The sequence below is a fragment of the Halobacillus sp. HZG1 genome, assembly GCF_035818575.1.
In the GTDB taxonomy this organism is placed as follows: Bacteria; Bacillota; Bacilli; order Bacillales; family Halobacillaceae; genus Halobacillus; species Halobacillus litoralis.
The window spans coordinates 1-12,241 of record NZ_JAYLVQ010000025.1; the positions used below are offsets into that span (position 1 = coordinate 1).

Here is a 12,241-nt window from a genome sequence, read left to right on the forward strand (position 1 = left end):
TACGCATTCTAAACGTCCATTGGATAGAGTACATATTATCCATTTCCTATAAACATATAAGCTAATTTTCTAAGTAGTGTTTTCGAGAATCTTCCTTGGCAAAGGGGCGGAGGGGAATGGCGAGACTCCTGCGGGAAAAAAAGTGCTTGGTGAGACCCCACAGGACGCAGTCCGAGGAGGCTCACCGCGCTCCCGTGGAAAGCGAGCTATTCCCCGCAGCCCCCATCCACCTAACAAAAGTCTCGAAACTGAGTCTTCAACTAAAGGGAGCGTTAGTGACAAAGAGGGGGGATTCGTCTTTCATAAGGATTTCTTGCGTATATTCCATTTTATTCGTGGCAAATTAAGGGTAGGTGATGCGAAAATGGGAATCTTTACGCGATTCTTCAGGAATAACCGAGACATATTGAAAGACAGGCATATGTCTGAACCTTCGGGTGATAAAGAAGTGCCAACCACTAAGAAATTGACAGAAAACGTTAAATACATCTTAGATGCTTTCCACCAAACGAATGATCTGAAAATCCGTGTCCTTAAGAAAGGGGACGCGACTCTTTTATATTTAGAATCCTTAGCTGAACACGAAAAAATCCATGAGAAAATTTTTGCTCCCATAGAAATGGGGCACACTGATGATGTTTTTCAACTTCCGAATGCAAAACATACCCACGATTTGGAGGAAGCAGTACGCACTATTCTGCGGGGGCATGCGCTTTATTTAGAAGAGGGGAAACGAGAAATCGCCCAGTTTAGTGTGACATCATCTTTCAGCCGAACGCCTGAAGAGCCACAAAACGAAAAAGTTGTTCGGGGTGCCCATGATGGTTTTGTGGAGAATATGATGACGAACATCAACCTGATACGTAAAAGAGTAGAGCACAGGGATTTAACAATCAAATACTTTAAGTTGGGTAGAAAGACAAATACGAATGTTGCTGTCATGTATATGGATGGTATTGCGGATCCTACGCTTGTCCAGGAAGTTGAGACCCGATTACACTCCGTTGATTCAGACATGATTCATAGTCCAGGACACGTGGAAGAATTTATTGAAGATCAGTCGAACTCTCCTTTTCCTCAAATGTTAAATACTGAAAGACCCGATCGTGTGGCGGCTAACATAGTAGAGGGGAGAGTCGCCATTATGTCGGAAGGGAGTCCTACGACTCTTATTGCACCTGCTACATTCTTTATGTTCTATCAGGCCCCGGATGATTATAATATGCGATGGTTCACAGGCACGTTTGTCCGTTTGATTCGACTCTTCAGTTTCGTGATAGCTGTGAGTTTACCTGCATTCTATATTGCGGTAGTAAGTTTCCATTATGAAGTCATTCCTGATGAGCTGATCATTCCAGTCAAAGCATCGATTAATGAGATTGCTTATCCCCCCATATTAGAAGCTCTTGTAATGGTTATTATTATTGAACTGATCAGGGAAGCAGGTATACGTTTACCACAACCCATTGGGCAGACCATCGGGATTGTCGGAGGCCTTGTCATTGGTGACGCGGTTGTACGGGCAGGACTTGTATCCAACTTGATGGTCATTGTGGTGGCCTTGACGGCTATTGCTTCCTTTGTTGTCCCTTCCAATGAACTGAGCACAGCCTTGCGTTTGTTAACTTTTCCACTGATCTTACTCGCAGGGACGATTGGGTTTATTGGTATCGTATTCGGGATGTTATTCATTCTCATTCACTTAACGCGCCTTCACTCTTTCGGAGTTCCTTATTTTGCACCACTTGCTCCCTTGAGTCTGGTGGATTTGAAAGACACGTTTGTCCGTTTGCCCATGTATATGATGAAGCTAAGACCAAAAGATGCTCATGCAATTAAACCTATAGCTTTGGACCCTTCAAGGGAGTGGAGAAACCGTGATGAACAAAAACAATCAAAACAAGGAGGGGACCAAACCTCCACAACAAACAAACCAAAAAAATGAGCAGAAACTGTCACGCAGGCAATTTTTCTTCATAATCATCCAAACCCAAATTGGAGTGGGAGTGTTATCAGTTCCATATGAACTGCACACGGTAGCTAAGCAGGACGGTTGGATTTCTCTCTTACTAGGAGCAGTAGCAATTCAACTATTACTGATAGGGATATGGATTGTTGCTAAGAACCTTCCTGAAGATACTTTATATACAATGAATGATAAGTTGTACACAAAATGGATAGGGCGGCCACTATCCATTTTGTATATCCTGTACTTTATCGGTGTTGGGACACTTATCATTTTGTTATTCTGCCGAATGATTAATGTGTGGGTCTTGCCGAATACACCCATTTGGGTCACGGCTCTTTTAATGATCACCGTTTGTATGTACATGGTTCACGGTGGGTTGCTCGTGCTAGGAAGGATGTACACCATGCTTTCGATATTGATTGTATTTTTGCTCATCCTTATGGTCTTCGGAGCAAAAGAAATGCAAATCATGTACCTCTTTCCTATCTTAGAATCAGGATGGGGGAAGGTGTTTTCTGGAATCAACCAAGCCATTTTCTCCTATTTTGGGTTTATCGTTACGTTGGTTGTTTATTCAAAAGTGGAAGGAACGAACAAACAAAAGTTAACGACGATCGTCCTTGCTCACTGGTTTGTAACGCTTTTTTATTTGTTTACGGTGCTTGCAAGCTACACCTTCTTCAGTACTAGTGAACTCCCATTAGTTCCAGAACCTGTTTTGTATATGTTGAAATCATTCTCGCTACCGATTATAGCTCGGATTGATTTGTTTTTTATAACGATATGGGTGATTAATGTCGCCACCTCCTTCGCGACGTATCTTTACTTATCGAGTATCGGCTTTTCGGATTTGTTTAAGAAGCAGTCCACAACGAAATTTATTGTCTTGATCGGCGTGGTCGTATTCAGCATTAGTATGTTTATTGGTATGGATATTAAAAAAATGGAAGCTTTCAACAATGTCGTGACCTATTCTGGTTATGTTTTCTCTGTGACTCTTCCATTAATTATGGTCCCATTAAGCTTTTGGAGGAGGAACAAAGATAAGGGGGCAGGTACATCATGAGGAGATATTTGATCGTTGTTATGACAGGTCTCTTATTCCTTACGGGTTGCTGGGATGAAAAACAGTTTAAAAATGTTAAGCTCGTGCTTTCATTAGGATTCGATCAAGGAGACGAAGGTCAAATCATACAGACCGTTTCTATTCCTACAGTCAATAGAGCTACAGAAGGGCCGGGGAGTGAGAGTCTGCAAATCCTCTCAACTTCTGCCCAAACCCCGTTGCAAGCAAGAAATAAGATCGACCTCATGATCTCGGAGTCTTATGACCCTTCCAAAGTGAAAGTCGTCGTATTAGGGGAAGACCTTGCGAAGAAGAACATCTACCCGATCCTGGATGACATGTATCGAAACTCTCGCAGCAACTTGAATGCCTATCTTGCTGTTGTCGAGGAAGGGACGGCCCAAGATGTAATCAGTATGAATCATGCGGGAGCCACAAGAATCAGCAATTATGTCAGTGGTCTCCTGGAGGCTGCGGTTTCATCGACTCATGCGACTGGTGAAAACCTGCAGCTGCTTTGTGCGGAATTGTTGGAACCTGGAATTGATTTCTCTGTGCCTATGCTGAAAATAGAAGATGAAGGGAATCTTCTTACTTTCAGTGGAATGGGGCTATTTCATGATAAAGCCTATACAGGTGAAAAAATTGACGCGGAACAAACGACCTTGTATATGCTTTTGCAAGGGGTGAAAGGAAGAGTCGCCCGTTTGACGGAAAAAATTGATGATAACAAAAAAGAAGAGATATTGGATTATGTTACTGTGAATGTAGCAGAAAACGATCGAAAAATGAAAATTGAAAATAACGATGGAGAGATTTCTGTAACCATCAATCTGGATATGAAAGTTAAAATCGTAGAATACCCTTCTGATCATTTGTATGTCAAAGGGAAGGTTGAGGAAATTGGCAAAAAGCTTTCAGAAACCCTCACTGAAGAATCTGTAGATATTGTCTCACAGCTTCAAGAAGCGAACAGTGATATTTTTGGGATTGGAAGAAGAGTGAAGGCTTATCATCCTGATGCATGGGAAAAAATGGACTGGGAGGAAAAGTATCCAGAAATATCCATTAAACCAAGCGTGAAAGTGGAAGTCATCCAACACGGAATTATTAATTAAAATTTTTTCCTCCTATGTGAAACCTTTTTATGCTTCACCTCGTCTCTATAGTAGAAACATAGAAATGACGGGGGAAAACAGTGTGTGGAGAAGATTTGGTGTTTTATTTTTCTGTTTGTTGGTAGTCAGTGCTTGTAGTAAAACCCATGCCATCCCTAGTGGGTACCATTCTTATAATATGGAAAAGGTATCCTCGGCTGTTGAACAATTAGACTTTCAACCTGAACTTCCTGAGTACATTCCTGTACCTATGATAAGTGTCGTGACAGACATCTATCAGAGTGAGGGTTCAGAGTTGATGGACTTGAGTTTTTATACGCCTGATAATGATCTGCTGACCATTCAATTTTCTCAAGGGGAAATTAATACGCCGTGGATAGATCCGGGAGATATTTCCATCCTTGGAAATCTAGACGGCTTATACGAAAATAACCGCTTTTCCAAGAAACTAACTTGGACAAAAGATGGTGTGACGTATTTAATGACTTACCGCGCCAGTGTGGCGCCTGAAGAAGATAATGAACAGAGTGTGACACGACAACAATTGGTTGAAGTGGCCCGCTCGTTTCATTCATAAAATGATTATACCTCCCCTATGGTATAGCACTCACCGATTGACCACCGGTGGGTGCGTTTTTAATTCCTAAACTTTTCCTCTATATACATATTTTTATGTGTGAGAGCCAAACTACATCTGACACTAAAAAAGGAGTGAGAAACTTGAAAGTATGGATGTGGTTAGGTGCTATCATTTTTGCTGCCGTGTTGTTTGTGCAAGCCCCGCAAATGACACATGCAGAAACGGATACTTACACAGTCAAGAGTGGGGACACACTATGGAAGATCTCAAAAAAATATAAAATCGGCTTGAGAGAAATCATCAATGCCAACCCTCAATTTGACAATCCTGATCTCATTTATCCAGGAGACAGGGTGACGGTTCCTCTAAAAGCAGACATCAAATCAGTCGAGAGGCAAGTCATTGATTTGACGAACCAGGAAAGGGCGAAAAATGGACTTCCTGCTTTAAAAGCCAATTGGCAGCTATCACGCGTGGCTCGGTACAAGTCCAGAGACATGGCGAATAAAAATTATTTTTCCCATACGTCACCGACTTACGGTTCACCATTTAATATGATGAGAGACTTTAATGTTTCTTACAATCGTGCGGCCGAAAACATCGCTGCCGGCCAGCAAACACCACAGGAAGTGGTTAATGGGTGGATGGAAAGTCCTGGGCATAGGAAGAACATTCTAGATCCTAATTTAAGACAGATCGGTGTAGGTTACGCAGAAGGCGGAAGTTACGGTTATTATTGGACTCAGATGTTTATAACACAATAAATGGAGGGGATGTTGCTTCGAAATAAGCGGCATCCCTTTTGCTGTACCCTTTACAATTGACTTGAATTTAAGTATGATAAAAAAAGCATTTGATAATGATTATCAATAACAATGGAGGTATTACATATGAAGAAAAGTATAGTTTCGTTATTTATGCTTGTTCTTGTCCTCGTTTTAAGTGCCTGTGGGGGTGCTTCTGAAGATCAAACTTCAGAAGATACACAAGATGAGAACGGTGAAACAACAGAAGAAACACGTGTGATTGAACATGAAATGGGAGAAACAGAAATTACAGGGCAGCCTGAGAAGGTTGTGGCGCTGGAGTTTTCATTCGTGGACAACCTTGCTTCGTTGGGGGTTTCACCCGTGGGTATCGCGGATGATGATGATTCAGAACGTATTATCGAACCGATTCGTGAGAAAATCGGTGACTATACATCAGTAGGTACAAGAAAGCAGCCTTCCTTAGAAGTGATTAGCTCTCTTCAACCTGACTTGATCATTGCCGATATGAAAAGACACAAAGATATCTATGATCAATTGTCTGATATTGCTCCGACGATTATCCTTCCTTCACTAGCTGCTGATTATGAAGGCATTATTACAAGCTTTGAAACCGTATCAAAAGCCATGGGTATGGAAGGGAAAGGTGAAGAAGTTTTAGCTGATCATCAGGCAAAAATGGAAGAACTTAAAGCGCAGGTACCTGAGGACGAAGACCGTACCGTCCTTCCTGCCGTAGTAGCGGACAGCGGTTACTTCGCACACAACATGGAATCCTACACCGGTTCTCTTTTGGAATCCATCGGTTTGAAAAACGCGATTCAAAGTGGAGATGAGCGCTACAATAAAATCAACCTTGAACAGGTCGTTGAATTCAATCCGGATGTGATGTTCCATATGGTTGCTGGTGATCAAACGGTTGTTGATGAGTGGGAAAGCAATGACTTATATCAAGGTATTTCTGCTGTGGAAAATGGAGAAGTCCATGAAGTTGATCGTAACATGTGGTCACGTTTTCGAGGGTTGATTTCATCTGAAAAAATACTAGAGGACGCGATCAACTATTTATATGAGGAATAACGTCTTAAAGAGCGGAGGGAGGCCCTTCGCTCTTTCCTTTTTACCATAGGGCTTTCCTATCGTTTGTGATATGGTGAAAAGAGTATATAGATAGGAGAATTCATGTGCAGCATATATCTGAGCAATCATCCATATTCAAATATAAAATGGCCCTCATTTTCTTGTTCGGTATTTTGGTCCTTATGGCGAGCTTCATGGCGAGTTTAAGTATTGGTGCCTATGCTATTCCATTTACTGATGTATGGAAATTTTTATTTGCCCCTGATGAGGGGAAAGCTGCTTCCATCATCCATACAATCCGTTTACCAAGGGCTTTGGTAGGAATCATCGTAGGCGCATGTTTAGCTATAGCCGGAGGAATCATGCAAGCCATTACGAACAATCCTTTAGCTTCTCCTCAAGTTTTCGGGGTGAATGCGGGAGCTTCATTAATGGTAGTGGCCGGTGTTGTCCTCTTTCCGGGACTTGGTTCTTCAACGCTCGTCTATTTCGCATTCTTAGGTGCAGCCGTTGGAGGAGCGATCGTCTATTCGCTCTCTTCTACAGGGGGCGGTATGACACCAGTGAAATTAGCTCTGGCAGGGATTACTGTCCATTTATTTCTTTCCTCTTTAATTGAGGGAATCGTCCTTTTTCATGAAACATCAACGGAGGATGTTCTTTTTTGGCTGGCCGGTGGAATCGATGGTCGCAACTGGGCTGATGTCCAGTTAATGATTCCATGGTCACTGACCGGTCTCATCGGCGCACTATTTCTAGGTAAAGGGCTTACGATCCTTGGATTAGGTGAAGATGTTGCAAGGGGATTAGGGCAGAGAATTGGATGGATCCGGGTTTCATCAGCTATCTTAGTCATTCTATTGGCCGGCATTTCCGTGGCGGTTGCTGGTCCAATCGGTTTCATAGGCTTAATTATTCCGAATATTGTACGTAAGCTCATTGGATCAGATTACCGCTTAGTACTTCCGGTATCAGCTATCTTCGGGGCAGCATTATTAACAATTTCTGATGTTCTTTCAAGGTTCATTTCTTTTCCTGCAGAATCTCCAGTGGGTATAGTAACGGCACTGCTTGGAGCTCCGTTTTTCTTATACCTTGCTAGTAAAGGGGGGCGTTCAGTGTGAGATTGCAAAAGTTGAATCCAATCACGATTATTGTTTCCCTTACTATTCTGGTTTTGTTAGGAGCCTTTGTTTCCATTGGTGTAGGTGCTGTTTGGATTCCTCCTGGGGCGATATACAACTATATGGTTGGAGTTGATGCAGGGGGCAGTGGCTATATCATTGAAAATTTCCGATTGCCCCGCATCATTATGAGTTTGTTGGTAGGGACTGGATTGGGTGTATCTGGTGCTTTGCTGCAAGGAATTATCCGTAACCCCCTGGCATCTCCAGACGTCATTGGGATCACCAAGGGAGCTGGGTTTGCAGCCGCAGCTGTCATCATCCTCTTTCCTTCATTGCCTGTCATCGGTCTCCCGATCGCTGCATTCTTAGGAGCGGGGCTGGTCACAATCGGCCTTTATATTTTTGCTTTTAAAAGGGGAGTCCAACCAGCGACTCTCGCCCTGGTGGGGATTGCTTTAGGAGCAATATGTCAGGCTGGTATACAATTTTTAACCGTTAAATTTCCATTGGAGACAAATGCAGCACTTGTCTGGTTGACCGGGAGTTTATGGGGAAAAGATTGGACAGATGTGTGGATGCTTCTGCCTTGGATTGTGATTGTTGTTCCCATTACGTTTTTCCTAGCTCCAAAGCTCGATGTTCTTAGTCTAGGAGACGATGTTGCGGAAGGGCTAGGAGAACCCGTAAGAAAAGCAAGGTTGATATTATTGATCATAGCCGTGATTCTAGCTGGAGCTTCAGTGGCCGTTGTCGGTACACTTGGGTTTGTCGGGTTAATTGCGCCGCATATTGCTAGGCAACTGGTAGGGAATAAGCATATCTATCTCTTACCTGTTTCAGCGCTGACGGGCACCTTGCTTTTAATGGTTGCTGACAACCTGGGCCGGGGATTGTTTCCACCTACAGAAGTTCCTGCCGGCATTTTTACGGCTGTCATCGGAGCTCCGTACTTTCTATTCTTATTGAGAAAGATGCAGAAATCATAAAAAAGAAACGCTTTTAAAAGCGTTTCTTTTTTATTGTGTACATGTGTATACTCATATGACAATTTTTAATTAAGGTTTTTGAAAGGGGGATAAACCCTTAGGAATAAAGGCATATTAGAGCATAGGACGACTAGCATGTCATGATTTGTTATTTATTACATACAAATAAACCTTGCATGACGTCTGACAACCTGATAAAATCCATAGTGGAATTACTTGATGTAAGCATTTTCATAAATACTTTATTTTACAATTAGGGGAGGACTTATTGTGGGTATTCTTTTAGGAATTCTTGCTGTTGCGATCATTCTTGGAATCGCTTTTCTAATGTCCAATGATCGTAAGAACATTAACTACAAAGGTATAGGGGTTATGATTGTTGTTCAGTTGCTAATTACGGCTTTCATGTTCAACACGACCATCGGAAAACTCATCATTGATGGAATTTCCGCCGGGTTCAACAAGCTGATTGAATTTGGAACAGTCGGTGTGAACTTCGTACTAGGGGGCGTAGAAGTAGGAGAGAACGGCGTGTTCTTCTTCAACGTGCTGTTGATCATCATTTTCTTCGCAACCATTCTTTCTGTCTTAACGTATCTTAAGATTTTGCCATTTATTATTAAATATCTTGGTTGGGGACTTTCTAAAATTACCGGGTTGCCGAAAGTTGAATCATTCAACGCGGTCAACAGTATTTTCTTCGGTCAGTCCGAAGCTTTGATTGCCATCAAATCACAGTTCCACAACTTGAATGATAACCGTTTGTATATTGTAAGTGCTTCCGCTATGGGATCTGTATCTGCATCTATCGTAGGTGCTTATCTTGGAATGCTGCCAAGTCAATATATCCTTGTGGCTCTTCCGTTAAACATGTTCAGTGCCTTGATTGTTTCATCCATCATCGCACCGGTTAAAGTTTCTAAAGAAGAGGACAAAGTTGATATTCAAGACGTTTCCAATGCGAAAAGTTTCTTTGAAGCCATGGGTAATGGGGCCCTTGATGGTGGTAAAATCGCTTTGATCGTTGCATCTATGCTGATTGCTTTCATCGCTTCACTTGAACTTGTGAACTGGGTGTTCGGAGCAGTATTCAACGGCTTTACACTTCAAGAACTGCTTGGTTATATCATTGCCCCTATTGGATTGCTAATGGGTATTCCAGCAGCTGAGGTTGTTGATGCTGGTGCCATCATGGGTACGAAAATCGTAACGAACGAATTCGTAGCCATGCTTGAATTCTCTAACATGCTTGATAGTGTATCTGAGAAAACTGTTGGTATTGTCACGGTCTTCCTTACAAGTTTCGCTAACTTCTCCTCGATTGGTATCATTGCTGGTACTGTTCAGGGTATTGATGCGGAAAAAGGTGGACGAGTATCTGGTTTCGGTATGAAACTTCTTATCGGTGCCACGCTAGGTTCTATGCTTTCTGCAACAATTGCAGGATTATTCCTATAAAGTGCCGAAAAGTCTGAATGGAGGGTTTCCTCCATTCAGACTTTTTTTGTTTTCTTCTTCTATGCGAGTCCGCCCACCGTGGATCAGAAAATAGGAAAAGTTGTAGATTCTATTTCAAAGGAGAGAGGTTCATGGATCGTCATAAGCTCTATATTAATGGAGAATGGATAGACACTAATGATCAACTGGACGTATGGGACAAATACACTCAGCAAACCTTTGCTCAGGTGGCGAAAGCTTCTGAGAAAGAAGTCGATGCAGCCATTGAAGCAGCCACGCATGCGTATAAGAAGCATGCCATGTCTCCTTATGAAAGATTTGAAATATTAAAACGTGTGAGTGAACTACTGAAAGAGAACCAGGAGGAAATGGCAAAAGTCATAACGATGGAAGCCGGGAAGCCGATCAAACAGGCGTTAACCGAACTGGACCGTGCTTCTCAAACATTTGAATTGGCAGCAGAAGAAGCGAAACGGATCCATGGAGAAGGTGTTCCAGTAGAGGCTGCTCCAGGGTCTGAAAACCGTATGGCTTTCACGATCAAGGTTCCTGTAGGAGTTGTCGGAGCCATCAGCCCATTCAATTTCCCCGTTAACCTTGTCGCACATAAAATTGCACCCGCTATAGCGGCAGGGAATGCGGTGGTCTTGAAACCTGCAAGTAAAACGCCGATATCTGCGCTGAAATTAGCCGGGTTATTTGAAGAGGCGGGACTTCCGAAAGGTTTTCTTAATGTGGTGGTAGGTTCAGGATCCACGGTGGGGAATCAAATGATGAAGGATGACCGGATTAACCTTTACACGTTTACAGGCAGTGCGGAAGTCGGGCTGAAGTTAAAACAAAATACAGGTTTGAACAAACTAATCCTGGAACTCGGAAATAACTCACCAGTTATCGTTGATAAAGAAGCGGACCTTGATGCAGCTGCAGAAAATGTGGCCGCTAAAAGTTATGCATTTGCCGGACAGGTATGTATATCTGTCCAACGATTGTACGTCCACGAAGAAGTCCGAGAAGAATTCCAGAACAAGTTCATTCAAGCGATTGAAAAGTTAAATGTAGGCGACCCGAATGATCCTCATACCGATGTTGGTCCTATGATCAGCGAAGATGAAGCTGAGCGGGCCGAACAGTGGGTGGAAGAAGCGAAATCAGCAGGAGCCCAAATCATCCACGGCGGCAATCGCGAAGCCGCTTTATTCTACCCAACGGTTTTAACAAAAGTAAAGCCAGATATGAAAGTCGTCTGCGAAGAAATATTTGCTCCTGTTGTGAGCATCATTCCGTTCTCTGATCTTCCATCATGTATAGAGGAAGTGAATGATTCCCCTTATGGCCTCCAAGGGGGTATTTTCACGAAAAATCTTGATACCGCTTTTTATGCAGCGAGAAATGTGGAAGTTGGAGGTTTAATGGTCAATGATTCCTCGCAATATCGTGTCGACCTCATGCCTTATGGTGGCGTGAAAGATAGTGGCTGGGGTAAAGAAGGGCCAAAATACACGATTGAAGATATGACAGAAGAACGCTTAATCGTTCTTAACCTAAACCAATAACTATCGACCATAAACCAAAAAGAAGCGTCCTCACTCAGGACGCTTCTTTTTATATTCAAGATATGCTTTAGTGGAAGACTCAGTTTCGAGACTTTTGTTAGGTGGATGGGGGCTGCGGGGAATAGCTCGCTTTCCGCAGGAGCGCGGTGAGCCTCCTCGGACTGCGTCCTGTGGGGTCTCACCAAGCACTTTTTTCCCGCAGGAGTCTCGCCATTCCCCTCCGCCCTTTGCCATATAAGTATCTCGAAACCACTTCCAGGAAAGGGAAGCTTTTACTCCTAAGGAAAGTGAAGCAACATGGATTCTCCTACAACATTTAATAAAGCCTGTTATAGAGCGCTTTATCACTATAGATTCAGGATCTGTGAAAGACACTCATACGGGGCAAAGGGGGTTCGTTTCTCACTTTTATCGTATGGGGTGGCTGGGAAGCTGCGAGACTCCCGTGGGAGAAAGGAGATCGGCGAGATCCCGCAGGGCGTAGCCCGAGGAAGCTCGGCACTCCCCCACAGGAAAGCGAGTAGCTTCCCAGCC

At 43.1% G+C, this 12,241-nt stretch carries 10 protein-coding genes; all 10 read left to right on the plus strand.

The window, feature by feature from the left end; genetic code table 11:
* Window positions 1-421 precede the first annotated feature (421 nt).
* The 10 genes from VKA52_RS03615 to VKA52_RS03660 all read left to right on the plus strand — a co-directional run bounded on the left by VKA52_RS03615 (window position 422) and on the right by VKA52_RS03660 (window position 11,707).
* Window positions 422-1,945, plus strand: a complete 1,524-nt coding sequence (locus VKA52_RS03615) for a spore germination protein (protein ID WP_326314227.1) — start codon at window positions 422-424, stop codon at window positions 1,943-1,945.
* Complete coding sequence (locus tag VKA52_RS03620; RefSeq protein WP_326314228.1) at window positions 1,881-3,035, plus strand: GerAB/ArcD/ProY family transporter; 1,155 nt, start codon at window positions 1,881-1,883, stop codon at window positions 3,033-3,035. Before VKA52_RS03615 ends, VKA52_RS03620 begins: the two co-directional genes overlap by 65 nt.
* Complete coding sequence (locus tag VKA52_RS03625; protein ID WP_326314229.1) at window positions 3,032-4,153, plus strand: Ger(x)C family spore germination protein; 1,122 nt, start codon at window positions 3,032-3,034, stop codon at window positions 4,151-4,153. Before VKA52_RS03620 ends, VKA52_RS03625 begins: the two co-directional genes overlap by 4 nt.
* Before the next feature lie 178 nt (window positions 4,154-4,331).
* A complete protein-coding gene (locus VKA52_RS03630) occupies window positions 4,332-4,730 on the plus strand; it encodes a hypothetical protein (RefSeq protein ID WP_326314230.1) in 399 nt (132 codons plus the stop codon).
* 143 nt (window positions 4,731-4,873) lie between these two features.
* On the plus strand, window positions 4,874-5,497 hold the full coding sequence (gene safA, locus VKA52_RS03635) for a SafA/ExsA family spore coat assembly protein (protein ID WP_442788822.1): 624 nt from the start codon (window positions 4,874-4,876) through the stop codon (window positions 5,495-5,497).
* A gap of 126 nt (window positions 5,498-5,623) precedes the next feature.
* Window positions 5,624-6,580 (plus strand): ABC transporter substrate-binding protein, encoded by a 957-nt coding sequence (locus VKA52_RS03640; RefSeq protein ID WP_326314231.1) that lies wholly within the window; start codon window positions 5,624-5,626, stop codon window positions 6,578-6,580.
* 146 nt (window positions 6,581-6,726) lie between these two features.
* The gene (locus VKA52_RS03645) at window positions 6,727-7,704 is read left to right on the plus strand and encodes a FecCD family ABC transporter permease (protein WP_442788823.1); all 978 of its coding nucleotides are present in this window, start codon (window positions 6,727-6,729) and stop codon (window positions 7,702-7,704) included.
* The gene (locus VKA52_RS03650; protein ID WP_326314233.1) at window positions 7,701-8,693 is read left to right on the plus strand and encodes a FecCD family ABC transporter permease; all 993 of its coding nucleotides are present in this window, start codon (window positions 7,701-7,703) and stop codon (window positions 8,691-8,693) included. The genes VKA52_RS03645 and VKA52_RS03650 overlap by 4 nt, the downstream gene beginning before the upstream one ends.
* 270 nt (window positions 8,694-8,963) lie before the next feature.
* Window positions 8,964-10,151 (plus strand): NupC/NupG family nucleoside CNT transporter, encoded by a 1,188-nt coding sequence (locus tag VKA52_RS03655; RefSeq protein ID WP_160915352.1) that lies wholly within the window; start codon window positions 8,964-8,966, stop codon window positions 10,149-10,151.
* Window positions 10,152-10,282: 131 nt separating this feature from the next.
* Window positions 10,283-11,707 carry an aldehyde dehydrogenase family protein gene (locus tag VKA52_RS03660; RefSeq protein ID WP_326314234.1) on the plus strand — a complete coding sequence of 475 codons (1,425 nt, stop codon included), beginning with the start codon at window positions 10,283-10,285 and terminating at the stop codon, window positions 11,705-11,707.
* The last annotated feature ends 534 nt before the right edge of the window (window positions 11,708-12,241 follow it).

Coding starts and splice junctions, on each gene's coding strand:
- VKA52_RS03615 (WP_326314227.1), top strand. CDS start 422: ATGTCTGAACCTTCGGGTGATAAAGAAGTGCCAACCACTAAGAAATTG.
- VKA52_RS03625 (WP_326314229.1), top strand. CDS start 3,032: ATGAGGAGATATTTGATCGTTGTTATGACAGGTCTCTTATTCCTTACG.
- VKA52_RS03630 (WP_326314230.1), top strand. CDS start 4,332: ATGGAAAAGGTATCCTCGGCTGTTGAACAATTAGACTTTCAACCTGAA.
- VKA52_RS03640 (WP_326314231.1), top strand. CDS start 5,624: ATGAAGAAAAGTATAGTTTCGTTATTTATGCTTGTTCTTGTCCTCGTT.
- VKA52_RS03620 (WP_326314228.1), top strand. CDS start 1,881: ATGAACAAAAACAATCAAAACAAGGAGGGGACCAAACCTCCACAACAA.
- VKA52_RS03660 (WP_326314234.1), top strand. CDS start 10,283: ATGGATCGTCATAAGCTCTATATTAATGGAGAATGGATAGACACTAAT.
- VKA52_RS03645 (WP_442788823.1), top strand. CDS start 6,727: ATGGCCCTCATTTTCTTGTTCGGTATTTTGGTCCTTATGGCGAGCTTC.